Annotated in this window: 19 protein-coding genes; 9 read left to right on the top strand and 10 right to left on the bottom strand. The window is 67.5% G+C overall.

All coding sequences use genetic code 11. The features are described from left to right. The first annotated feature begins 98 nt into the window (after positions 1–98). From IE88_RS0100285 to IE88_RS0100270, 4 genes are all read left to right on the top strand, one after another. Positions 99–839 carry a CoA transferase subunit A gene (locus IE88_RS0100285; RefSeq protein WP_051881300.1) on the top strand — a complete coding sequence of 247 codons (741 nt, stop codon included), beginning with the start codon at positions 99–101 and terminating at the stop codon, positions 837–839. Continuing rightward, positions 836–1,234, top strand: a complete 399-nt coding sequence (locus IE88_RS0100280) for a hypothetical protein (RefSeq protein ID WP_031548847.1) — start codon at positions 836–838, stop codon at positions 1,232–1,234. Before IE88_RS0100285 ends, IE88_RS0100280 begins: the two co-directional genes overlap by 4 nt. Before the next feature lie 50 nt (positions 1,235–1,284). Beyond that, entirely contained in the window at positions 1,285–1,923 is a 639-nt protein-coding gene (locus IE88_RS0100275; RefSeq protein WP_031548845.1) for a CoA transferase subunit B, read from the top strand. An 88-nt stretch (positions 1,924–2,011) separates the two neighbouring features. Further along, positions 2,012–2,515: a pyridoxamine 5'-phosphate oxidase family protein gene (locus IE88_RS0100270; RefSeq protein ID WP_031548841.1), complete on the top strand. Its 504-nt coding sequence runs from the start codon at positions 2,012–2,014 to the stop codon at positions 2,513–2,515. Between the two features lie 22 nt (positions 2,516–2,537). Here the strand turns inward: IE88_RS0100270 and IE88_RS0100265 are convergent, their stop codons facing one another. Further along, a complete protein-coding gene (locus IE88_RS0100265) occupies positions 2,538–3,782 on the bottom strand; it encodes a glycosyltransferase family 4 protein (protein WP_031548838.1) in 1,245 nt (414 codons plus the stop codon). Positions 3,783–3,796: 14 nt separating this feature from the next. After that, positions 3,797–5,377: a VPLPA-CTERM-specific exosortase XrtD gene (gene xrtD, locus IE88_RS0100260; RefSeq protein ID WP_051881299.1), complete on the bottom strand. Its 1,581-nt coding sequence runs from the start codon at positions 5,375–5,377 to the stop codon at positions 3,797–3,799. A gap of 169 nt (positions 5,378–5,546) precedes the next feature. On the opposite strand from xrtD, the gene recN reads away from it, so the two are divergent. Continuing rightward, on the top strand, positions 5,547–7,244 hold the full coding sequence (recN, locus tag IE88_RS0100255; protein WP_031548830.1) for a DNA repair protein RecN: 1,698 nt from the start codon (positions 5,547–5,549) through the stop codon (positions 7,242–7,244). Further along, entirely contained in the window at positions 7,241–9,403 is a 2,163-nt protein-coding gene (gene ligA, locus IE88_RS0100250) for an NAD-dependent DNA ligase LigA (RefSeq protein WP_031548827.1), read from the top strand. Before recN ends, ligA begins: the two co-directional genes overlap by 4 nt. Here the strand turns inward: ligA and IE88_RS0100245 are convergent. From IE88_RS0100245 to IE88_RS0100230, 4 genes are all read right to left on the bottom strand, one after another. After that, entirely contained in the window at positions 9,400–11,217 is a 1,818-nt protein-coding gene (locus tag IE88_RS0100245) for an aminopeptidase P family protein (protein ID WP_031548823.1), read from the bottom strand. The genes ligA and IE88_RS0100245 overlap by 4 nt on opposite strands. 42 nt (positions 11,218–11,259) lie before the next feature. Further along, positions 11,260–13,518, bottom strand: coding sequence for an LPS-assembly protein LptD (locus IE88_RS0100240; protein ID WP_031548819.1), 2,259 nt, complete (start codon positions 13,516–13,518; stop codon positions 11,260–11,262). A 103-nt stretch (positions 13,519–13,621) separates the two neighbouring features. Further along, complete coding sequence (gene lptG, locus IE88_RS0100235; RefSeq protein WP_031548815.1) at positions 13,622–14,719, bottom strand: LPS export ABC transporter permease LptG; 1,098 nt, start codon at positions 14,717–14,719, stop codon at positions 13,622–13,624. Continuing rightward, a complete protein-coding gene (locus tag IE88_RS0100230; RefSeq protein WP_031548810.1) occupies positions 14,716–15,864 on the bottom strand; it encodes an LptF/LptG family permease in 1,149 nt (382 codons plus the stop codon). The genes lptG and IE88_RS0100230 overlap by 4 nt, the downstream gene beginning before the upstream one ends. A gap of 164 nt (positions 15,865–16,028) precedes the next feature. On the opposite strand from IE88_RS0100230, the gene IE88_RS0100225 reads away from it, so the two are divergent. Genes IE88_RS0100225 through IE88_RS0100215 form a run of 3 tightly spaced genes read left to right on the top strand, consistent with a single transcriptional unit; the run spans position 16,029 to position 19,350 of the window. After that, entirely contained in the window at positions 16,029–17,516 is a 1,488-nt protein-coding gene (locus IE88_RS0100225) for a leucyl aminopeptidase (protein ID WP_031548808.1), read from the top strand. Continuing rightward, positions 17,516–18,385: an ROK family protein gene (locus IE88_RS0100220; protein ID WP_031548805.1), complete on the top strand. Its 870-nt coding sequence runs from the start codon at positions 17,516–17,518 to the stop codon at positions 18,383–18,385. The genes IE88_RS0100225 and IE88_RS0100220 overlap by 1 nt, the downstream gene beginning before the upstream one ends. After that, positions 18,382–19,350, top strand: coding sequence for a glucokinase (locus IE88_RS0100215; protein WP_051881298.1), 969 nt, complete (start codon positions 18,382–18,384; stop codon positions 19,348–19,350). Before IE88_RS0100220 ends, IE88_RS0100215 begins: the two co-directional genes overlap by 4 nt. Here the strand turns inward: IE88_RS0100215 and IE88_RS16120 are convergent. From IE88_RS16120 to IE88_RS0100195, 4 genes are all read right to left on the bottom strand, one after another. Then, positions 19,340–20,944 carry a pilus assembly protein gene (locus IE88_RS16120; protein WP_036766248.1) on the bottom strand — a complete coding sequence of 535 codons (1,605 nt, stop codon included), beginning with the start codon at positions 20,942–20,944 and terminating at the stop codon, positions 19,340–19,342. The genes IE88_RS0100215 and IE88_RS16120 overlap by 11 nt on opposite strands. 32 nt (positions 20,945–20,976) lie before the next feature. Then, entirely contained in the window at positions 20,977–21,546 is a 570-nt protein-coding gene (locus tag IE88_RS0100205; protein ID WP_156032268.1) for a TadE/TadG family type IV pilus assembly protein, read from the bottom strand. Beyond that, positions 21,543–22,127 carry a TadE/TadG family type IV pilus assembly protein gene (locus IE88_RS16940; RefSeq protein WP_031548794.1) on the bottom strand — a complete coding sequence of 195 codons (585 nt, stop codon included), beginning with the start codon at positions 22,125–22,127 and terminating at the stop codon, positions 21,543–21,545. Before IE88_RS16940 ends, IE88_RS0100205 begins: the two co-directional genes overlap by 4 nt. A 151-nt stretch (positions 22,128–22,278) precedes the next feature. Beyond that, positions 22,279–24,606 carry a UvrD-helicase domain-containing protein gene (locus IE88_RS0100195; RefSeq protein ID WP_031548791.1) on the bottom strand — a complete coding sequence of 776 codons (2,328 nt, stop codon included), beginning with the start codon at positions 24,604–24,606 and terminating at the stop codon, positions 22,279–22,281. Between the last annotated feature and the right edge of the window lie 8 nt (positions 24,607–24,614).

Raw genomic sequence — 24,614 nt, 5'->3', positions numbered from 1 at the left:
GCTCTCGAAGGCGCAGGCGCATCCTCCCCGGTGAGACTGCCTCTTGATGGAAGCGGGCCCCCCATCCACAAGCAGCGCAGGAGCACGACGGAGGCAGCATGTCGAACAAGGTCTACAGCGACGCACGCTCGGCGCTTGAGGGCGTGGCAGAGGATGGAATGACGGTCATGGCCGGGGGCTTCGGCCTGTGCGGCATTCCGGAGACGCTGATCCTCGCGCTGCGCGATTCGGGCGCGAAGGACCTCACCGTCATCTCCAACAATGCCGGCGTCGACGACTGGGGCCTCGGCCTCCTGCTGCAGACGAAGCAGATCCGCAAGATGATCAGCTCCTATGTCGGCGAGAACAAGACATTCGAGGAGCAGTATCTCTCGGGCGAGCTGGAGCTCGAATTCAACCCGCAGGGCACGCTGGCCGAGCGCATCCGCGCGGGCGGTGCGGGCATTCCCGGCTTCTACACCAAGACGGGCGTCGGCACCCTGATCGCCGAAGGCAAGGAAGAGCGCGAATTCGGCGGGGAGCGCTACATCCTCGAGACCGGCCTCGTCGCGGACCTTTCGATCGTGCGCGCCTGGAAGGGCGACCGGGAGGGCAATCTCGTCTTCCGCAAGACGGCCCGCAACTTCAATCCGATGATGGCGACGGCGGGCCGCATCTGCGTCGCGGAGGTCGAGGAGCTGGTCGAAACCGGCGATCTCGATCCCGATCACATCCACACGCCGGGCATCTATGTCGACCGGATCGTCGAGGCTGCGCAGGAAAAGCGGATCGAGCAGCGCACCGTGCGCAGCCGCGGCGATGCTGCGACGCAGGGCGGGACGGGCGGGAAGGCGGCTTGATCGGCCTTCTCGCAGTGCTGCTCGCCGCGGCGCCCGGCGCGGCGTGTCACTCGGTGACCGAGGATACCGAAACGGTCTCGATCACCGGAGTGATGGAGGAGCGGGATGGCTGGGTCGCGCTGCGCCCGGACCCGCCTGTCTGCATAGAGCTCGACGGCACGCCGACGCCCTATGACGCCTCCCGCCGCTATGACACGCTCGATATCTTCTTCAGCGGCGGACGGAACCGGTTCCCTCTGCGCTTCGGCGAGCGTGTCCGCGTCAGCGGGCGGCTCGCCGGCGCCCACAGCGAAGAGCATCACGCAGACCTCCTGATCGTCGTTCGGGAGCCCGGAGACATCCGCGCGGTCGGCGAGGGACGACCCGAGCAGCCGGACACGGCGGATCCGCGTTGACGCGCGGCGCGGCCTCGCGCACCAACACACCATCACGAAAGGAGACGACAGTGCCCTGGACGAGAGATCAGATGGCCGAAAAGGCCGCAACGGAGCTCGAGGACGGGTTCTACGTCAATCTGGGCATCGGCATCCCGACCCTGGTCGCCAATTACATTCCCGACGGCATGGAAGTGACCCTGCAATCCGAGAACGGGATGCTGGGCATGGGTCCGTTCCCCTATGAGGGCGAGGTCGATCCCGACCTCATCAATGCCGGCAAGCAGACGATCACGGCGCTGCCGAAGACCTCTTTCTTCAGCTCGGCCGACAGCTTCGCGATGATCCGCGGCGGGCACATCAACCTGTCCATTCTCGGCGCGATGGAAGTCAGCCAGGGCGGCGACCTCGCCAACTGGATGATTCCGGGCAAGATGGTGAAGGGCATGGGCGGCGCGATGGACCTCGTCGCGGGCGTCAAGCGCGTCGTCGTCCTGATGGATCATGTCTCGAAGTCGGGCGCGCCCAAGCTCCTGCATGAGTGCTCCCTGCCGCTCACCGGCATCGCCTGCGTCGACCGCGTCGTCTCCAGCCATGCCGTCTTCGACGTGAACAAGGACGAGAAGCGTCTCAAGCTCGTCGAATTGGCGCCGGAGGTCACCCTCGAAGAGCTCCGCGAGAAGACGGAGGCGGATTTCGACGCCGATTGAGGCTGCGCGGCTGCGTCTCAGCACGCGCTCCGGAACCATGCCCGCCGCCCGTCCGTTCTGACCACGAAGCAGAACGACAGGAGACGATATGGTCGACCTCAAGGAGACGCGCGAAAATCCGAAGGGGCAGTTCTTCGAACAGGTGAAGGAAGCCCGCGCCGGCATGCTCGGCACGATGGGGACCGAGGGGCACATGCAGCCCATGTCGCCGCGCGTCGAGCCCGAAGCCGGCAAGCTGTGGTTCTTCCTCAAGAACGACGCCGACCTCTTCCAGCAGATCCAGGGCGGCCACACCAAGGCGCATTTCTGCGTGGTGGGCAAGAACCACGACTATCACGCCTGCGCCCGCGGCACGCTGAAAGAGAACAAGGACCCTGCCAAGGTCGACCAGTTCTGGGACCCGATCGTCGCCGCCTGGTTCGAGCACGGCAAGGAAGATCCCAAGATGACGCTCGTCGAGATGGCGCTCGACGATGCCGAAGTGTGGGGCTCCACCGACAGCTCGACCCGCTTCGGCTGGGAGATCGCCAAGGCGAACCTCGTCGACGAGAAGACGCCGGAAGTGGGCGCCAAGACGGAAATCCGCTTCTAGCCGCCGATCCGCGGGCAGCCCCTCAGGCTGCCCGGGCCTTGCTGCCGCCCTGTTCCGCCAGGACGTCCTCGTAGACGCCGCGGACGGCGGCAGCTTTCGCTTTCCAGGAAAACTTCTCCTCGACGCGCCGGCGCCCCGCCTGGCCCATGCGGGCTGCGAGCGCGTCGTCCTCGGCGAGGCGGCGCATCCCCGCGCCAAGCCCCTCCGCCAGCGCGGTCGGAGAGCTGGGCGGCACCAGAATGCCGGTCTCGTCCTGAAGGACATAGTCTGCCGGGCCGCCCCAGTCGGTCGCGACGACCGGGCGCGCGCAGGCCATCGCCTCGAGAACGACCGCGCCGCCGCATTCGTAGACGGAAGGAAGAACGAGCGCTCGGGCCCCCGAAATCGCGGTGCGGACCGCCTCGGCCGAGACGAAGCCGTCGAAGTGCACCCTGTCCGACAGCCCGAGTTTCTGGACCTGCGCTTCCAGCGCCGCCCGCTTCGGGCCGTCGCCGAGGATCCGCACATGCGCCGTTTCTTCGAGCTGCGCGAACGCGTCGATGAGCAGATCGACAGCCTTCCAGTGCACCAGCCGGCCGACGAAGACGAAATCCCGTCCGGGCTCGGCGTCCGGTGCGGGCCAGCGCGCCAGGTCCACCCCGTTCTCGACGATCTCCGTCACGCGCGAGGCGGAGGTTCCATGCGGCAGGCCGGCGGCGGTGCGCGGGTTCGCGACCAGAAGGCGCGATGCCTGCCGCTTGCCCTTCGCCGCCCCGTTCACGGTGTCGCTGACGGTGCGGATGACGCGGCTCACCATTCCCGTTCCCTCGCCATAGCTTCGCTCGAAGCCGGGCGGGTAGGTCATGTTGCCGTTCATCGGGCCGCAGATGAGCGGAACCTCGGCATCGCCCAGGAAGGAGGGCGCGCGAGGGGAGACGGGCGTGATCTGATGGGCGAGATCGAACCGTCCGGTCGCGAGCAGCGCCTCTGCCGCGCTGCGCAGGCGGTAGCCGGTGATCGTGCCGGTCAGGAGGTCCCCGGCCTGGGAGAAGGCTGTCGGCAGATCCTTGGTCGCGCGCCAGACGCGATGCTCGAGACTGGAATCCTCGACGAAGTGCAGCGGATAGTCGCGATAGGAGCCCTCGGTCAGCTCCTCGCGGCAGCGGGCATGCGTGAGCAATTCCGCCTCCACGCCCGCGGCGGTCAGCTCCCGCAGATAGTGGAGCGGCAGGACGGCCTCGCCGCCCATGCGCGCCGAAGCATTGGGCGCAACAAGAAGAACCCGCATCGGTGCCGTCCCGATCAGTTCGGCACGTAGGCGGCGAGCTTGGGTTCGAGCGACCGGCGCATGTCTTCGAGCCTCGCCTCGGCGACGTCGAGCGTCTCTTCTGGGGCGACGGGAGTCATCAAGCGGACCATCGCGCCGTCGGAACGGCGTTTGATGAGGCTGTCCCACATCACGGACAGCTTCATGACGAACTCGTTCGCCATCTTACGGCCGCGCTGGTCGTACCAGTAATAGACCAGCAGGCGGTCGTCGTTCTGCTGGATGAGCATCCGGTTGTGGAAATACTCCTCGCCATTCGCGCGGGAGGTGGGAACGATGTCGTGGCTGACGACTTCCCATCCGCCGCCGGGCAGGCACTGCATGGGCGAATGCCAGGAACGGCCATCCCGCTGCGCGTTCAGATAGGCGATATAGAGATTGACGTAGTCGCCATCGGGCGAGGTCATGTCCGAGATGATGTAGTCGTCCGCGCCCAGCACCGTGGCCGTCTCGGCATCCAGCGTTGATTCGCGGGTCATGTAGCCGGGAAATTCGAAGGGCAGCGTGGCCAGGTCCTGCCGCTCGGGGGTGATGAGCGAGCGGTTGCCCACCGCATGGACCAGGATGCCCGCCACGAGCAGCATGACCGTCAGGATGATGCCGTTGCGCAGGAAGGCGCCCTGTGTCCACTGGCCGGTCGGCGTCCGGGGCGGCACTTCCTCGAAGCCGACATAGGCGAAGGGGCTGCGCCTGCCCCGCATCAGGGTGAACGCCCAGATCACCAGGATCAGGAAGGCGATGCACAGCAGGAAGACGACCCAGCCTTCGAAGAAGTGAAGGAAGCCTTCCGTGTGGCCGCTGCCATAGCGCTCGACCAGAACGCCCGTGGCGGCGATGCGCAGGCTGTTCATGACGATCGTGATCGGGATCGTGCTGAGGAAGATGATCACGCGCTGCCAGATCGGACCCTTGTAGAAATAGCCCGCGAGCGCGCCGAGGCTGAGGAAGGGGAAGAGGTAGCGCAGGCCAGAGCAGGCCTCGACCACCTGGAGCTTGGTGCTCGACAGGTGAATGACGTTGCCCGACAGGTAGACGGGGATGCCGAAGCCCCGAATCATCGAGACGCCCAGTTCCGACGACATGAGCTGGAAGCCGTGCGACAGGCGCGTGATCACCCAATAGGGCGGCGGCACCATGAAGAAGAGATAGACAAGCGGGATCAGCGCCACCGCGAAGAGGGACCAGCCGCCGAAGATCAGCGGCAGGGCGATCAGGAGCGCGACGAAACCGACATGCTCCAGCACCATGATATGCGTGAGCTCGCCGAGAAAGAGCAGGAAGAGCGACCCCGCAGCGATGACGAGGCCGCTAATGGCCGGGCTGCCCACGCTGTTGCGCAGCGCGTGACGCCGTTCCCACAGCATCCAGGCCGCGATCAGCGGCAGGAAGTAGGAATGGCTCAGCTCCTGCTGCTGGCCCCAGCGGAACCAGAATTCCCCCAGGCCGTTCCAGAACGCGAAGACGATGCCGAGAAACACGCTGCCCAGCACGAGCAGGGCGACACGGCCGCGAGTATCCGAGAGAACGGAATTCGCCGTCGCAACCAATGCGTTCATAAAGCCGCTCCCTCGTCGTTCCGCCCCGAGACCCAGTACGCCTGGTTTTAAGTTCCGCACTTAGGGCTGAGCGCAACTGCTAGCAAGAACGCCGCCACTGAAGATGAGTCCACCATCGGCGCTCCCGAACGGCTTGACCGCCGCGGCGGCTCGGTCGACATCTCGGGCGATGCTATGTGCGCTCTCCATTCAGGACATCGTGCTGATCGAGCGGCTCTCGCTCAATGTCGGCGAGGGTCTGACCGCGCTGACCGGCGAGACGGGCGCCGGCAAATCGATCCTGCTCGACAGTCTCGGCCTCGCCACGGGCGCGAAGGCCGAGAAGGGGCTCGTGCGGATCGGCGCCGAGCGCGGCGTGGTCTCCGCCACCTTCGATGTCGGGCCGGACCACGCGGTCTGGACGCTTCTGGAAGAAAACGCGCTGCCGACCGACGAGGAACTCGTGATCCTGCGCCGGGTGCAGAATGCGGATGGCCGCTCTCGCGCCTTCGTGAACGATCAGCCGGTGTCGGTAGGCCTCCTGCGCCAGGTGGGCGAGGCGCTGATCGAAGTGCACGGCCAGCATCAGAGCCAGGGATTCCTGAACACGGCGGCGCACCGTGATCTCCTCGACAGCTATGGCGGGCTGGACAAGGACGTCGCGAAGGTCCGCGCGCTTTATGACAGGCGCCGCACGCTGGAGCGGGACCTCCAGGAAAAGCAGGCGAGCCGCGAACAGGCGCTGCGCGAAGCGGACTATCTGCGCCATGTCGCCGAGGAGCTCGCCTCCCTGGACCCGCAGGAAGGCGAGGAGGGACGGCTCGCCGACCGGCGGGCGGTGCTGATGGCGGCGGAAAAAGTGTCCTCGGATCTCGCCGATGCCGTGGAGATGCTCGGCGATGATGGCCTAGAGCAGAAGCTTTCTTCGGCGGCGGGACGGATGGAACGCGCGGCCGCGCGCCTGCCGGATGACGAGGCGGGGCCGCTGGCCGCCGCTATCGAACGGCTCGATGCCGCGCTGTCCGAATTCGCCGAAGCGCGCTCGGCGGTGATCGATGCGGCGGACGCCTTCGTGCAGGACCCCGACGAGCAGAATGAAGTCGAAGAGCGCCTCTTCGCGCTGCGCGCTGCTGGCCGGAAGCATTCCCGCGCGCCCGATGCGCTCGCTGCCTATCGCGAGGAGGTGGAGCGGCAGCTCGAGCTGATCGACGAGGGCGAGGCGAGCTTCGGTAAGCTCGAAGCGGAGCTGAAGGACGCCCAGCGCGATTACGACAAGGCGGCAGCCGAACTGTCGGCGAAGCGCCTGCGGGCTGGCAAGGCGCTCGACAAGGCGGTGAAGGGCGAACTCGGCCCGCTCAAGCTCGGCCATGCGACGTTTTCCGCCGATATCGACCCGCACCCGGACGAGCCGGGGCCGCATGGCATCGATAGAGTGCAATTCCTGATCTCGACCAATCCCGGCGCGCCGCTCGGGCCCCTCAAGCAGATCGCGTCGGGCGGCGAGCTGTCGCGCTTCGTCCTCGCGCTCAAGGCGTCGCTGGTCGCCAAGGACGGCAAGACGGTCATCATCTTCGACGAGGTCGACGCGGGCGTCGGCGGCGCGGTGGCCGACGCCATCGGCGAGCGGCTGGCCCGCATCGCGGAGGGGAGCCAGGTGCTGGTCGTCACCCACAGCCCGCAGGTTGCCGCGCGCGGCTTGGCGCATTGGAAGGTCTCCAAGGCCGGCAAGAAGGCGATGACGACGACGGTCGAGCCTCTGTCCGAGGACGAGCGGATCGAGGAGCTGGCGCGCATGCTGTCGGGCGCCAAGGTGACCGACGAGGCGCGCGCCGCGGCGCGGACGCTGCTCGCGGATAGCCGCGCGGAGGCTGGCAGGAGCGCGGCGTGAGCGAGACGAAGGATGTGAAGGCCTTGTCGCCCGAGGAGGCGGCAGACGAACTCGAACGGCTGAGCGGCCTCATGGCCGAGGCCGATAGCGCCTATTACACTGACGATGCGCCGGTCATGTCCGATGCCGAGTATGACGCCCTTCGTGCCCGGAACGCCGCTATCGAAGAGGCCTTCCCGCAGCTCGTCCGTGCCGACAGCCCCTCGGTCCGGATCGGCGCGGCGCCGTCATCGCGCTTCGCCAAGGTCCGCCATGCCGAGCCCATGCTGTCGCTCGACAACGCCTTCTCGGATGAGGACATGGGCGAGTTCGTCGCGCGGGTGCGCCGCTTTCTCGGCCTGTCCGAGGATGAGACGGTCGCCCTGACGGTCGAGCCCAAGATCGACGGCCTCTCCGCCAATCTGCGTTATGAGAGCGGCCGCTTCGTCCTCGGCACGACGCGGGGCGACGGCATGGTGGGCGAGGACATCACCCGGAACCTTGCCACGCTGGACGAGATCCCGAAGGAGATCGAGGGCGCGCCGGACGTGCTGGAGGTCCGCGGCGAGGTCTACATGACCAAGCCCGATTTCGCCGCGATGAACGAGAGGCTGGAAAAGGCGGGCGAGAAGCTCTTCGCCAATCCGCGCAATGCCGCCGCCGGATCGCTCCGCCAGAAGGATGCGGACATCACCGCCGAGCGTCCCCTGCGCTTCTTCGCCTATGGCTGGGGAGAGGTGTCCGAGCCCTTGGCCGAGACGCAGCGAGATTGGCTCGAACGGTTCGCCGCCATGGGTTTTCCCGTCAACGACCTGACAGAGCGGACGGTGACGCTGGAGGCGGCGCTGTCCCATTACCGGACGATCGAGGAGCAGCGGGCGAGTCTGCCCTATGATATCGACGGCGTCGTCTACAAGGTGGACCGGCTCGACTGGCAGCGGCGGCTCGGCACGATCACCCGCACCCCGCGCTGGGCCATCGCGCACAAATTCCCTGCCGAGCGGGCGCAGACCGTTCTGGAAGCCATCGATATCCAGGTGGGCCGCACCGGCGCGCTGACGCCGCTCGCCCGCCTGACCCCCGTGACCGTCGGCGGGGTCGTGGTCTCGAACGCCACCCTGCACAATCAGGACGAGATCGAGCGCCTCGACGCGCGGGTCGGCGACACGGTGATCGTGCAGCGGGCAGGGGACGTCATTCCGCAGATCGTCGAGGTGCTGAAGGACAAGCGGCCGAAGGGGTCGGAGGCTTTCGTCTTCCCTGATCACTGCCCCGTTTGCGGCGCGGAAGCCGTGCGCGAGATGAACCCGCGCACCGGCGAGCCCGATGTCGTGCGCCGCTGCACCGGCGGCCTCACCTGTCCCGCGCAGGCGGTCGAACGCCTGAAACACTTCGTCTCGCGCCGGGCGATGGATATTGACGGCGTCGGAGAGCGCCAGGTCGAGGACTGGTTCCGCGCGCATATCGTGCGCGAGCCCGCGGACCTCTTCACGCTGCAAAAGCGGCAGGAGGAGGAGACGGAGGTGCACGGCACGTCTGACCTGCGCCGCTATCGCCGGAAGCCCGCGACGAAGACGCGCGGCGAGGTGTGGACGGACGAGGTCACCAACGCCACGGCGCTCGCCAATGTCTATGCGTCGATCGAGGCGGCGCGGACGCGCCCGCTCGACCGCCTGATCTTCGCGCTCGGCATCCGCCATGTCGGAGAGATCACGGGGCGCCTCCTCGCGCGCCGTTATGAGAGCGCGGAAGGGTTCGTGGCGCTGGGCGAGGCGCTGTCGGCGGGCGATGAGGCTGTCCGCGAGCAGCTTCTGGACATTGACGGCATTGGCGAGACGGTCGCGGATGCCCTGGCTGCCTTCTTCCACGAAGACCACAACCGTGCGGCGCTGGCGCGGCTTCTGGCCGAGGTCGATCCCGCGCCGCTAGAGGCCGTCAGCGATGAAGGGCCCGTCGCCGGAAAGACCGTCGTCTTCACCGGCAAGCTCGAGAAGATGACCCGCGACGAGGCGAAGGCGCGCGCGGTCGCGCTCGGCGCCAAGGTCTCGGGCTCGGTCTCGGCCAAGACGGATATCCTGGTCGCGGGACCGGGCGCCGGCTCCAAGCTCAAAAAGGCCGAAGAGCTCGGCGTCCAGGTCATGAGCGAGGACGCCTGGCTCGAAACCGTGGGCGCCGCCTAGAGCGGCGCCGTCCGCGTCTTCAGCCAGTCTTCGACCTCTTCGGGCAGGCGGCCCGAAAGCTTCGCGGCCACTTCCGCGTGGTACTCGTCCACCCAGCGGCGCTCGTCCTCGGTCAAAAGCCCCTTGAGGATCAGCTCGCGCTCGAACGGCGCGAAGGTGACCGTCTCGAAGCCCATCATCTCGCGCTCGCCGCCGACGACCGGGGCGAAGGGCGTGACGATGACGAGGTTCTCGATCCTGATGCCGTACTCGCCCGCGCGGTAATAGCCGGGCTCGTTCGAGCAGATCATGCCAGGCATGAGCGGCTGGTCGATCGGGTGCTTGGAGATCTTCTGCGGGCCCTCATGCACGCCGAGATAGCTGCCGACGCCGTGGCCCGTGCCGTGATCGTAGTCGAGGCCGGCCTCCCATAGCGGGCGGCGGGCGAAAGCGTCGAGGGCGTGGCCGGACGTGCCCTTGGGAAAGCGCGCAGTGGACAGCGCGATATGGCCCTTGAGGACGAGCGTATAGTGGCGGCGCATGTCCTCGGACGGCTCGCCCACCGCGATGGTGCGAGTGATATCGGTTGTCCCGTCGCGGTACTGACCGCCCGAATCCACGAGATAGAGCGTACCCGGCTCGATCGGTCGGTCGGTCTCCGTGCTGACCTTGTAATGGGCCATGGCGCCATGGGGACCAGAGGCGGAGATCGTATCGAAGCTCACATCGCGCAGCTCACCGGTCTCGCGACGGAAGGCTTCGAGCTGCTGCGCGGCGGCGATCTCGGTCAGCTTGCCGGAAGCTGCGTTCTGCGCGAGCCAGTGCAGGAAGCGCGTGATGGCGACGCCGTCGCGGATATGGGCCGCGCGGCTGCCGTCGAGTTCGGCGTCGGTCTTGATCGCGCGGGGCAGGGCGGTCGGATCGTCCCCTTCCACCAGTGTCGCGCCCGCCTCTTCGAGCACGGTCAGATAGCGGGCCGGGGCGAGCGAAGGGTCGACCAGAACCTTGATGCCTTCACCGCCCAGCTCGGCGAGCGCGGCCTCGACCTCGCTCTCCTCGCGCAGCTCCACCGCATCGCCGAGATGCGTCCGCAGCTCGTCCGAGACCTTCTGCGCTGCCAGGAAGAGACTGGCCCGCCCGTCCTTGCGCAGGACAGCGCGGCCGAGGGGCAGCGGGCTCGCATGCACGTCGCCGCCGCGGATGTTGAACAGCCAGGCAAGAGAGGTCGGCGCCGTCACGAGGACGGCATCGGCGCCCGCTTCCGCGACGCTGCGGCCGATCCGCTCGCGCTTGGATGCCGCGCTTTCACCGGCGAGCGCTTCCTCGTGCGGCACGACGGGCGCGCATGGGGCGGGCGGGCGATCGTCCCAGGCCTCGTCGATCGGGTTCGTTTCGACCGCCTTGAGGGTGAAGCCCTTGCGCGCGGCGGCCCGTTCGAGCCGCTTCACGCCCTGGCGGGGGTGCAGCATCGGGTCAAAGCCGATCACGGCACCTTGCGGCACCTCGCGCTCCAGCCACTCCGCCACAGCGCTGGCCGTGTAGTCCTCATACTCGAAGAACGCGTCATCGACCTGTTCGCGGACCTGGATCGTGTAGCGGCCATCGGTGAACACCGCCGCGCGGTCGCGCATCACCACGCCCGCCCCGGCGCTGCCCGAAAAGCCCGACACCCACATCAGGCGCTCCGTGCTGTCCGGCAGATATTCGTTCTGGTATTCGTCGTCATGCGGCACGACGAGGCCGTCGAGGCCCTGCGCTTCGAGCCGTTCGCGCAAAGGGGGAAGGTGGCGCGAGGCGAAGCTGCGGTCGGAGGGCGGGTCGTAGGTCTGGAACATTTGCGGTCTCCTCGCCTCGCACATAGGCGGAAAGGGACGCCGCTAGAACCCCGTGAAGTCGACGTTGAAGGTCAGGGACCGGTTCTGGTCGAAGCCGCCGCCCGTCGTGTTGTCGAACTTGTAGTTCACCGTGAAGATCGTGCACTGGTCCGTATAGCGCAGCAGGAGCGACTGCGCCGTCGTCTCGCCGCTGGCGAGGTTCTCCCGCCAGGCGCCGCCGACGGTCCACTTGTCGGTCAGCCTGTAGGCGAGCGCCGCGGAGAGGAATTCGTCGCGTTCATCGGTGATGCCGAGTTCCTGCGTCTCGGTCCGGAGATAGGAGAGATTGGTCGAGACGGGGCCGACGCTCGCCCGCAGCGCGGACTCGGCGCGGCGCAGCGTGAGGTCCTGGTCGTCGACGCGGAAGCGGTTGTCGAGCTGGAAATGGCGGCCGAAGCGGATGTCGAGATTGCCCACGAGGTCCGAGGTTGTCTGGCCAAGCCCCGTATCGGGGTCGAAGGCATTGCTCTCGTCGATGCGCAGCTGCTGGCCCACGAGCCCCGACATGGTGAGCCCGTTCGGATAGACCGCCGTCGCCGACAGGCCGTAATTGAGCCGCTGCCCGTCCTCCCACTGATCGAAGCCGGAGGCCTTGGACCAGTCGAAGAGCGTGACCGTGTCGAACTGGAAGAACTGGCTGTCCTCGTTGAAGACGTCGGTGCTGAAATCCTTCTCAGGGCTGACCGCGACTTGGACCCGCGGCTCGAGGATATAGGTCGCGCCATCGGTCAGCCGCGCGAGCGGATAGGACCACTCCGCGCCCACCGTCGGCAGGAAGCGGGCGGTGGTGAAGCCGGAATCCTCGCCATTGCGCGGCAGCGTCTCCCGGCAATTCTCGTAGCGGTTCAGTTCGCTCGGCGTGCCCTCGCCGGTATTGCAGCTTTCGATGCCGAGATCGGCATCCTCGAACCGGTAGATGTCCCCGCGCAGCTGGGCGAAGCCGGTGAAGCGATGCCCCCCCCGCGTCGTGTGCTGACGCTCATAGGTCAGGGAGGTGATCCCGCGCGTCGTATCGAGGCCGCCGGGTCGGTTCAGATAGAGGAAATTGCCCAGGATCTCGAGATCGCCGCCGAGGCCGGGGACCTCGAGGTCCTGGATGTGAGTGATCCGGGGCAGGGCATCGGCCTGGAAGTCGTTGTCGTCGGCGAAGCGCAGCGACTGGAACGCGATGGCCGAAATGTCGGTATAGCTGTCCGGCAGGCGCCGGGTGAAGGCGAGCTCGTTGATCAGCCGGTCGGGCTGGATGACGTCGACGGCGTCGCGCAGCTCGCCTTCGGGCTCGATGTCGTAGGTCCGCAGGTAGCCTTTGTCGGACACGACATTGATGTCGACCTGCATCAGCCAGTCGTCGCGCAGCTCCTTGAAGGCCGACCCGAAGAAGTGCCAGCGGAACGCGTTCGGATCGAGTTCGGTCGCGACATCGTCATCATTGGAATCGATGAAGCCGCTCTGCACCACGAGGCCGCCATCATGGGTGCGCAGGCGGTACTCCCCCTTGAGCAGCGTGCCGAGCTCGGTGAGGTGGCGCGGGCTGAACGTGATGTCCTGATAGTCCGAGATCGCCCAGTAATAGGGGATCTCGACCTCGAACCCTGTCCGCGTCGAGGTGCCGATATTCGGCGTCAGGAAACCCGACTGGCGGTCGACGGAAGGGTCTGCGATCTGGAAATAGGGCGTGTAGAAGACCGGCACGCCGAGCACCTCGACGAAGGCGTGGCGGAAGCGGATGACCTTGTCGTCCTCGTCCTGCGTCACGCGCAGCGCCTTGACCTGCCAGGTCGGGGTGCGGTCGTCGCCTTCTTCGGTACAGACCTCGCAGGCCGTGTAGACGGCGTTGTTGAGGTCGTTCTCTCCCGATGCCCGGCGCACCACCGAGGACCCGGCCAGACGCGAATCGCCGGCGAGAAGGGCCGAGAAATTGGTCGCGACGCCATCGGCCAGATCGCCGGTCAGCTGCGCCTCGTCGGCGAAATAGACCTGGCCATCCTCGTCATAGATCGCGACCTCGCCATAGGCGGTGACGAGATCGCTGTCCGGATCGTATTCGACGCGCTGGGCGGTGAGGAGCTGCCCGCCAAACGTGGCGCGGACATTGCCGGTCGCGATGATGGGGCTGTCCACCGTCTGCCGCACGACGGCATCGGCCTGGAACAGGACCGTCTCGTCCGCGTCTTCGGTGACGACGATGTCCTGGAGTGCGGCGGCAGACGACGTGCCGAGCGCCAGGAGCGCAGTCACGAGCGCGCCCCTGGAGATCGCCATGCGGAACCTGCCCCTCGTGCCGCAGCCTGCCCGACGCAAACCGTTCCTCATTCGTTAACGGCGATTGGTAAATGAATCCTAACCGGTGCCCGCTGCCGCCGGCTCAGCCGTCTTCCCGATACAGCAAGAGGCCCGTGGCGAACAGCACCGCCAGAATGCCCGGCGCCCAGGCGGCGAGCCCTACCGGCACGATGCTCGCCTCGGCAATGGCTGTCGACAGCTCGGACAGGATGAAGAGCGCGAAGCCCGCCGCGATGCCGAGGCCCATCAACGCCGCCACGCCCCCCGCGCGGGCATTCATGCCGAGCGCGAACGCGCAGGCGATCAGGACCATGGCGGCGAGCTTGAGCGGCAGCGACCAGAGATCGTGATAGCGCAGGCGGTAGGAGATGGTCTGTATCCCCGCGCTTTCGAGCACCTCGGCCATGTCCCGCAGCTCCCACACCGACAGGGCGCCCGGCTTGGCCTGATCCTCGCTGAGCGCGCGCAGGTCGAGGCTGACCGGAAGGACATAGCTGTCCTGGACCCCTTCGTCCTTCCGCGTGAGGGTGGTCCGCCGGGCATCGCGCAGGATGAAGGCATCCTCCTCCACGCTCGCGCCCTCCGCGTCCCAGCGTTCGAGGAAGACGCCGTCCGCCGTGCGGCGCCACAAGGTCACGCCGCGCAGCATGCTCTGGGCAGAATCGAAGCTTCGGGCATGGACGACGGTCGTGATCCCCTCGCTGCGCTGGCGCAGCCAGACCCCGTCGCGGAAGGCGGACAGCATCTTGCCGTCGCGCCCGCGCAGCTCGTTCTTCACGGTCTGCGCCTCGCTCGCCATGTGAGCCGCGAGCGGGTCGAGCGCCGTCACCGTGAGGATGCCGAGCGCGACGGCGAGGATGGCCGGCGCGAAGACGAGCCGCCAGACCGAGAGGCCCGCCGCCCGCATGACGGCGACCTCGGACGTCTTGGCCATCTGGCCATAGGCCCAGAGCGTTCCGAACAGGAAGACGAAGGGGGTCAGGGTCAGAAGAAGCTGCGGGGCCCGCAGGAGAGTGAGGTGCAGGGCATCGCCGAAGCCCGCGCCCTCGATCTTCTCCACCTCGCGCAGCGCCTCGATGAGGTCGACGGAGATGACGAGCGCCGCGATCACGGTGAAGAGGCCGAGCACCCCCATCAGGGTGCGCCGGATCAGATAGCCGAAATAGAGCCTCGGCCTCATGCCGGCGCTCCCGCGGTGGCGGTCGAGTAGCGGGACGCGGCGGCCTTGCGCTGGCGGACGGTCCAGAAGCGCCCTGTCAGGACCGCGAAAGCGAGGACGCTGGCGGAGGCGGGCAGCAGATATTGCACGGGATTGAGGGCAGGCATGTCCGCCGCCGCGTTCTGCAGGATGAAGCCGAATGTCCGGAGCGTGATCGCCAGCACGAGGGCGAGGGCGAGGCGGCGCCCATGCCCCTGCCGCGAGACCGGCGCCGTCAGGAGAGCCGCCGTCGCGATCATGCCGAAGGCGAGCGTGTAGAGCGGGGTGGCGAGCCGGGCATGCCCCTCCGCGCGCAGGCTGCCGGCGTGAAGGCGGTCATAGGGCTCGGACATGTCGGGCTCGAGCAGCTCTCCGACATAGCGCTCGGTGGCCTCCTGAATGCGGTCGGGCGGGCCCTGTTCGAAGGTCGCAAGATCCACCGCCGTCTCCATGAAGCGGACGATCTCGACCCTGTCCCGCCCCGGATCGACCCGCTGCACCGTGCCGCGCGCGAGGAAGAGAACCGGTCCCGCCTCGGTCATGCGGAAGAGGCCGCTTTCGGCCGTATAGGTCCGCGGCTCCACCGGGTCGCGTTCGTCGTGAATGAGGAGGCCGATATACTGGTCGCCCGGCCGCACCTCGTCCGCATAGATCGTGACGCCGTTCATCGCCTCGGTGAAGACGCCCGAACGGATGAGCGAGCGCGCGATGTCCGAGCGGACCTCCTGCACCGTATCCTTCAGCATGCGGTAGCTGCGCGGCTGGAGGTCGAGATTGACCGCCAGGACGAGAAGGCTGGCGAGCGCGGAAAGAAGGATCACGGAGCGTCCGATCCGCAGCCGGCTCCCTCCGGCCGCGCCGATCACCGGCAGCTCGTTGTCCGTCGCCAGCACGTTGAGGCCGTAGAGCACGCCCGCAAGCAGCGCGAAGGGCACGATCAGCCCGACGAGGCTCGGGATCAGGAGCATCGTCACCCGGAGGAAGGAAATCAGCGAGCCGCCATCCTCGACCATGAGGTCCACCCGCTGCAGCACCTGGGTGAGCCAGACCACCGCCGTCGTGCAGAGCAGCGTCAGGAAGAAGGGCAGCGCCGTCTGGCGGAACAGGTATCTGTCGAGGCGAGTCAAAGGCCGGGTTTGCCTCCCCGTTGGCGGCGTCCAGATGGTGAACACGTCCAGAAGAGCGCGGCGCTGCGGCCTTCACGGCGGAATGAAAGCCGGTTAGCACGGCTTCAAACTCGCGCATAGAAGACGCGGCCCCTTCCGGGGGCCGCACCGAGGGAGTCCCTTTCATGAACGTCACTTTCGCTTCCGATCATCCCGCCGAAGGCCTGATCGTCGTCCCCGTCCCCCAGGACCGCCTCGACCAAGGGCCGGCCGCCGCGCTCGACCGAGAGCTTGACGGCGCCGTGATGCGCGCCGCGCGGGCGTCGGAATTCGTCGGCAAGAAAGGCCAGAGCGTCACGCTCGCAGGGCCCGCCGGGCTGGAGAACGCCGTCGTCGTCCTTCTGGGCGCGGGGCCTGCCGACAAGGCGACCGCCGCCGATGCGCTCGCTCTGGGCGGCAAGGCCGCGGCCAAGGCGATGATGGCCCACAAGACGCTGTCGATCCTGCTCGGCGACCTCGCCCTCGGCACCCTGTCCGGCGACAAGCTCGCGGTGCAGGTCGCGCTCGGCGCGCGCCTGCGCGCCTATGCCTTCGAGATCTACAAGAAGAAGGCCGATCCCGACGATCTCGCCAAGCTGCGCGCTATAACCGTCGTCACCGATGCGGAGGGCGCCGCGCGCGACGCCTATGAGGCGCAGGACGCTCTCGCCGAAGGCGTGCGCCTCGCCCGCGATCTGGTCTCCGAGCCGCCCAATGTCCTCTTTCCGGAGAGCTTCGCGGAGCGCTGCCGCGAACTCGAAAGCTATGGCGTCGAAGTCGAGATCCTCGGCGAGGCCGAGATGCAGAAGCTCGGCATGGGCGCGCTCCTCGGCGTCGGCCAGGGCTCGGTCCGCGAAAGCAAGCTCGCGGTCATGCGCTGGAACGGCGGCGAGAAAGGGGACCGTCCGCTGGCTCTGGTCGGCAAGGGCGTCACCTTCGACACCGGCGGCATCAGCCTCAAGGCCGGCCCCGGCATGGAAGACATGAAGATGGACATGGGCGGCGCCGCCGCCGTGACCGGCGCGATGCGCGCGCTGGCGGGCCGCAAGGCCAAGGCGAATGTCGTCGGCCTGATCGGCCTCGCCGAGAACATGCCCGACGGAAACGCCCAGCGCCCGGCCGATGTCGTGACCACCATGTCCGGCCAGACGGTGGAGATCTTGAATACGGACGCCGAAGGCCGCCTCGTCATGGCCGACGTGCTGACCTATGCGCAGGAACGCTACAAGCCCGATGCGGTGCTGGACCTCGCCACGCTCACCGGCGCGATCATCATCAGCCTCGCCGACCAGTATGCGGGCGTCTTCACCGAGAATGACGCGCTGGCCGATGCGCTGCTCGCCGCCGGCGAGTCCTCGGGCGAGAAGCTCTGGCGGATGCCGCTCGGCGACGCCCATCGGGACATGATCAAGTCCGATATCGCCGACATGAAGAATATCGGCGGGCGCGACGGCGGCAGCTCGACGGCGGCGGCCTTCCTCTCCCGCTTCATCGAGGGCGACACCCCCTGGGCGCATCTCGATATCGCGGGGATGGCCTGGTCGAAGAAGGACCGGGATCTCTCGCCCAAGGGCGCGACGGGCTACGGCGTGCGCCTGCTCGACGCCTTCGTGCGCGCCAGCCGCGAGAGCTGATGCGGCTTGCGGCCATCGAGGCGGGCGGCACGAAATTCGTCTGCGCCAGCCTCGATGGCGCGTTGAACATTCTGCGGCGGAGCGTGATCCCGACGGGCGCGCCCGACGAGACGCTCTCCGCCGTGAAAGACTTCTTCGCCGAGGGGGACGCGCCTCACGACGCGCTCGGGATCGCGACCTTCGGCCCTGCGGGCACAGTGCCCGGCGAGCCCGGCCATGGCCGCATCCTGCGCACGCCCAAGCCCGGATGGTCGGACGCGGACATGCTCGGCGCCTTGTCCGGCATCGCGCCCGCGGCGGGCTTCGACACGGATGTGAACGGCGCGGCGCTCGCGGAGGCCGCGCTCGGCGGGCAGGGCGAGCCGCTCGCCTATGTGACGGTCGGCACCGGGGTGGGCGTCGGCGTCGCGGCGCAGGGTCGGGTCCTCTCGGGCACCGGCCATTACGAGGGCGGCCACCTCGCCGTTTCGCGGGCCGCGGAGGACCGCTGGCCGGGACATTGCGTCTTTCACGGCGATTGCGCGGAAGGCCTCGCTTCCGGGCCGGCCATCGCCGCGCGCTGGGGCAGATCCCTCAGCGAGCTGCCAGACGATCACGAGGCGCACGGGCTTGTCGCGGCTTATCTCGGCCAGTTTGCCGCCACGCTCTGCCTCCTCCACCGGCCCCGGCGAATCGTCATGGGCGGCGGCGTGATGAACACGCCCGGTTTGCGCGAGCGGGTCGGGCTTGCCATGGAAGAGCGGCTGGCGGGCTATCTCGATCCGCCTTCTGATGCTGCCCGAATCGCCGACATCGTCGTCGCGCCGGCGCTGGGCGGGGATGCAGGCCTTCTCGGCGCGGCGCTTCTGGCGAAGGGAGCCCTGACATGACGACCCTCGTTGCCGATATCGGCGGCACCAATGCCCGCTTCGCTCTGTCGGAACCCGACGGCGCGCTTCACCATATCTCCAAACTGCGCGTCGCCGACCATCCGCGTTTCGAGGATGCGCTGCGCGTCTATCTGGACAGCGTGCCCCAGAACCCCACCGAGGCCTGTCTCGCCGTGGCGGGCCCGTCGGACGAAGGACGCGTCGCCTTCACCAATTCGCCCTGGGTGGTGGAAGGCGCCGCGCTGGAGCGGGCGCTGGGCCTGGGCCGCTGCATGATCGTCAACGACTTCCAGGCGCTGAGCCGCTTTGCAGCGCTGACCACGCCGCAGGACGTCGTCGAGATCAAGTCCGGCGAGCCGCTGGAGGGGGCGCCGATCCTCACCATCGGCCCGGGCACCGGGCTCGGGCAGGGCCTGCTCGTGCCGACGCCGGCCCGCCCGCTGACGATTCCCACCGAGGGCGGCCATGTGGTGCTACCGGCGGTGGGCGAGGCCGAGGCGGTCATCGTGGAGGGGCTCTCCGACCAGCTCGGCCGGACGGCGACCGCGGAGGACGCGGTGTCCGGACCGGGCCTCGAACTCCTCTATCAGGTCATGGCCGGGACCGCGGGCGAAGCCGCTCTTCCCGCCACGGCCGCAGAAATCACGGCGGCGGCCCTGAAAGAAGACGGGCCCGCAAGGCGATGCGTCCGGCAGTTCTGCCTGTTCCTCGCCACGGTGGCCTCGAATTCCTGTCTTGGCACGGGCGCCCGGGGGGGCGTGCTCATCGCGGGCGGGATCCCGCCGCGCATCCTTCCGCTGATCCAAGACAGCGGCTTCGCCGAACGCTTCGTCGGCACGAGCAAGATGCGCCACTATACCGAGGACGTGCCGGTGCGGGTGCTGACCGCGGACAGCGCGGCGCTGCGGGGGGCGGCGGCGCTGCTGACCGATGACGGGCATGCGAGGGCGGTCCTCAGCGGATGATGCGCAGCTTGTTCAGGTCCGAGCCGATCGCGCCGAAGGCGCCTTCGAGCGCTTCGCCGGACGGGGCGACCCAGTACTTGCCGAGATCGGTCGCGCACTGGCGATAGTAGCTCTTGGTGCTGCCGCTGACGCTGTCCGAGAAGACGATCGTATAGACGGTGATGTGCTGCGCCTTCGCCTGTTCGCAGAGGGCGAGCATCCGTTCATTGACCTTGGTCTGGATCGTGCCCGAATTCGTCGTGGCGAAGAGGGCATTCATCTGGCCTTCGCCCACCCGGCCATAGCCGGTCATGTCCGATGCCTCGTCGTCGACGAACAGGCCGCCTTCGGTGCCTGCATCGTAAAGGGTGTTGTTGCCGTCGGTCATCAGGACGATGGCGCGGCGCCAGCGGTTAGACTCCCAGATCGCTTCGCCGGTATCGGGGTCGACATGCGTGGCCGATTCCGTGAACGGCGCGCCGGGGCTCAGAACGCGGATGCCCCAGGACATCCCGATATCGGCGAGGGTGCCGCCGCGGTTCCAGGCGGTCATCGCGTCGACGGCATTGTCGACCGTGGTCCGGCTGTTCGTAAGCGGCGTGATCGGCGTCGGGCAGCCGACATTCGGGCCGTATTGCTTGTTGGTGCTGTGACCCGGCTGCGTCACCACTGTATCGGCTTTGACGCGGCCGATCTCCATGCCATAGGCCCAATAGGTCTCCGTGCGGTACGGATTGTCCCCGTCCACCGGCCAGATGAGGGGATCCCAGTAGCCGCCTTCGGTGGGACTGGTATCGGCGATCGAGTGATCGACGCCGCCGCTCGCGGGCCGCTCGCGCACGCAGCCCTTCCAATGCGTCTTGTCCGCGGGATCGTAGTTCAGCACGGGAAGCTGCCAGCCGCTATAGCCGGTCGCGGCGTGCGGATCTTCCACCCGAAACTTCGTCACCGTCGGCAGGCCGTCGGAACCCAGAGGCCCCACCCAGCGCAGCAGATCCTCGTTCCACCAGCCCGGATTGATGATCGTCCCGTTCTTCACCTCGTCGCCGACATTCACCATCGAGGCATAGGGCACGATGCCGAGATAGAGATGCTCGGGCTCGGTCTCGTCCATGAAGACTTCGTCGACGAGAAGCTCCGTCGCGCGGCGCAGCGATTCGATCCGGCCGCTGGTCCACATCGAGCCGGTATTGTCGAGGACGAGCGAGACCATCAGCCCGCCGCCGGCCCGCTTCACCTGCGTTTCCGCGGTGACCTCGAGGTCGCCGCGCCAGACGATGTTGATGAAGTAGGTTTCGATGCCGACGCTGCCGCGGACCACGACGTCGTCCGCTGACGACTGAACCGCCACGCTGCGGACGGTGGTTCCGCCGATGTCGAAGTTCTGGCCGACATAGTCCTCGACCCGGCTGAGCAGGGTGCCGTCGTCGCCATAGGTCGCGCCGACCGCGAGCGCGGCCGCGTCGAGCGCAGCCTGGAAGCGGTATTTGACCAGAAAGGCGCGCGAGCCGTCGATGGCGAGGCCGGTCATCGCGATGATCGGGACGATCATCAGAGCGAAGTTCAGGGCGATCGCGCCGCGTTCCGACGATCCGAAGGACCGGATCAGCCGCATGCGGCGCATCTTTTCAGCGATCCTGATTCCCATCATGCACCTACGTCGTAGAAGGTCCAGGTGACGCCGCTGTCGTGGATCTCGCCGTCGATCGAGATCGCGCGGGTCACGCGCGGCACGAAATACAGCGTGCGCCGGAGCGTCGTGGTCTGGCCGAACCGTTTGGTGAAGGAGGAGGCGAAGGTGAATTCGGCATCGATGCGCAACACGCTGCGGCTCGGCTTTTCGAGGCCGAGGGCATCCGACAGGTCGATCTCGCCGAGGCTGGCGCCGTGCTGCCGCCGCCACAGGAGGAGGGGCGCCCCGTCCTCTTCATAGCCGACGCTCGTCACCGACAGGTCGAGCATGTCGGGCGTCACCTCAGCGGTGCGCATCATCTCGGAGGCCATGTCGTAGACCAGCGCGATCTCGCTGCTCGTCAGGGCGTCTTCGCGCGACAGGTAATCGCCGGCCTGGAAGGCGTAGCGCTCGAACTCGTCGGCCACCTTGAAGCGATAGGTGAATTCGAACACGCCCGAGACCAGCAGGACGCAGATCGGGGCGATGAGAGCGAATTCGACGGCAGCGGTTCCGCCGTCGCTCTTGAAGCGGCGCCACATCATGAACAGCTCGCCTGGCAGCTGAACGGTTCGTTCTTGGTCATCGACGCGCCGACGATGATGGCGGGCACGCCGTCGGGCTGAAAGATCTGCTGCATCATCGGGGTGGCGAAGTTGTAGGGAATCGTCGCCTGCATCACCATGATGGCTTCGGGGCCGCCGAGTTCGAACTCGGTCGTCCCGCTGGTGGGCCGCCCGTCCGGGTCGAACTGGAAGTCGGCGAAGCTGGCATCTCCGAGATTGGCGAATGCGCGGGCATCGAAGGTGATGGCGTCGCAGTCGAGAAACGCGCGGGCGTAATCGCAGGCCGCATCGTGAAAGGCGGTCGCCGGATCCGCCGAGTTCTGGATCTCGCCGGTCTGGATGTCCCGGGCGACCTCGAAGAGCACATATTGCAGGGATGCGCGGCGGAATTCGAACAGGCCGTATTCGAGGATCACGAAGACCATCAGAATGAAGACGGGCCAGACGATCGCGAACTCGATCGCGGCGACGCCATCGGTCCGCCGACAGAAGGAACGCGCGCGGGAGAGCAGGCCCCGAGGCCTCCTCTTGCGTCCCGTGTTCCCGCTCTTACCGGTCATTCCGTCCGCTCCGTACACATTGCGGCAACGGGCAGGATAGCGGGTGGAGGTGAACCCCGCGTCAATCGGCGGGTGGGGAGTGGTTAACGCGCGCGGCGGGGAGCGGCGGCGGAGCGCGCCCCGATGTTAACGCCGCTCTGGCATCGGCATGTCAGGCGGCGGTGAGGAAGCTGCCGATCACCTTCTTCAGGCCGGCATGGTCGAACTCGACCTCCAGCTTGTTGCCGTCGATCCGCTGCACCGTGCCGGTACCGAATTTCTGGTGGAAGACGCGCTGGCCGCGCTCGAAATCGGACTGGCCGGGCGCTGAGGAGGCGACGAGCGTGGCCGACCCTTCGATGGCCGGGGGCTTGCCATAGCTCCGCGACTTGCGCGCTCGCCGCCAGCCGGGCGTGTCGTAGCCGCCGCCCGTGCTGTCGCGTTCGACGACCAAGTCCTCGAAGCGGCTATGGGAGGGCAGCTCCTTGGCCGCGACCCCGTAAAGCCCCGCTTCGGAGGCGATTTCGACATGCTCCTCGGGCAGCTCGTCGATGAAGCGCGAGGGCAGGGCGGATTGCCAGCGGCCATAGACCTGCCGGTTGGCCGCGAAGCTGATCCGGCAGCTCTCCCGCGCGCGGGTGATCCCGACATAGGCGAGGCGGCGCTCTTCCTCGAGGCCGTCCTTGCCCTTCTCGTCGACCGAGCGGCCCGAGGGGAAGAGTTCCTCCTCCCAGCCAGGCAGGAAGACGAGAGGAAATTCGAGCCCCTTCGCCGCATGCAGCGTCATCAGCCAGACCTGGCCTTCGGCGCTCTCAGAAGAGCGCTCGGAGACGAGGCTGACATGGTCGAGATAGCCGCCGAGCGTGTCGAACTCCGAGGCGGCGTTGACCAGCTCTTTCAGGTTTTCGAGCTTGCCGGGCGCCTGGGCGTTCTTCGACTGCTTCCAGAACTCGGTATAACCGGATTCTTCCAGAACCATTTCCGCGAGGTCGCCCGGCGGCTTGCTGCCGCTCGCCTCGGCCCAGCGATCGAGCGAATCGAGGAATTCGCGCATCGAGCTCTTGGCCTTGCCCTTGAGCTCATGCGTCTCGAGCAGGAAGCGGCCCGCATCCACGAGGTTGGTCCGGTTCGCGCGGGCGGCGATGTTCAGGGTCTGCAGCGCCTTGTCGCCGAACCCCCGGCGCGGCTTGTTGATGATGCGGGCGAAGCTCAAGTCGTCGCCGGGGTTCCGCACCAGGCGCAGATAGGCGAGGGCGTCGCGGCTCTCCTCGCGCTCGTAGAAGCGGGGGCCGCCGACCACCTGATAGGGGATGCCGGCCGTGTTGAAGCGCTCTTCGAAGCTGCGCATCTGGAAGGAGGCGCGCACGAGGACCGCCATCTCGGAGAGCGAGCGGCCCTTGGTCTGCTCCGCCTCGATATCGTCGGTGATGACGCGCGCTTCCTCGTCGCCGTCCCAGACCCCGCGGATGACGACCTTTCCTCCCTCATCGGCCTCGGTGAAGAGCGTCTTGCCGAGCCGCCCCTCATTGTTGGCGATGACGGCGGAGGCGGCTGCGAGGATGGCGGGCGTCGAGCGGTAATTCTGTTCGAGGCGAATCACCTTGGCGCCGGGAAAGTCCTTCTCGAAGCGCAGGATGTTCGCGACCTCCGCGCCGCGCCAGCCATAGATCGACTGGTCGTCGTCGCCGACCACGCAGACATTGCCGCCCGAGCGCCCCGTCTCGTCCCTCGCGAGGAGGCGCAGCCACAGATATTGCGCGACATTCGTGTCCTGATATTCGTCGACGAGGACATAGCGGAAGCGGCGGTGATATTCGGCCAGGATGTCCGGCTGCTTGCGGAAGATCGTCAGGTTGTGGACGAGGAGGTCGCCGAAATCGGCCGCGTTGAGCGCGACGAGGCGCGCCTGGTAGGCGGCGTAGAGCGCGATCGCCTTGCCGTCGGCGAAATCATGCGCCTCGGGACCGGGAACTTCGTCCGGCGTCAGCCCTCGGTTCTTCCACGAATCGATCATCCCGGCGAGGCCGCGGGCGGTCCATCGCTTCTCGTCGAGGCCCGCCGCCTCGATCACCTGCTTGCACAGGCGGATCTGATCGTCGGTATCCAGAATGGTGAAGGAGGGCTTGAGGTCCACGACCTCGGCATGGCGGCGCAGGATCTGGGCGCCGATCGCATGGAAGGTGCCGAGCCAGCGCATGCCCTCCACCGTCTCGCCGACCAGCTCGCCGATCCGCTCCTTCATCTCCCGCGCCGCCTTGTTGGTGAAGGTCACGCAGAGGACCTGCCAGGGCTGGGCGAGGCCGGTATGGATGATGTGGGCGAGGCGGGTCGTCAGCGCCCGGGTCTTGCCGGTGCCGGCGCCCGCCAGCATCAGGACAGGCCCCTCGGTCGTCAGCACCGCATCGCGCTGAGGCGCGTTCAGGCCGTCGAGATAATGCGCATCGCCGCGAGGCGGCGTTGCGGGAGGCTTGGCGGCGGCACGTTCTGACAGGGAAGGCATGGCAGGCG

This window comes from Parvularcula oceani (genome assembly GCF_000733125.1).
In the GTDB taxonomy this organism is placed as follows: Bacteria; Pseudomonadota; Alphaproteobacteria; order Caulobacterales; family Parvularculaceae; genus Parvularcula; species Parvularcula oceani.
The sequence above is the reverse complement of the archived record's forward strand: the minus strand, read 5'-3'. Positions and strand labels throughout refer to the sequence as shown.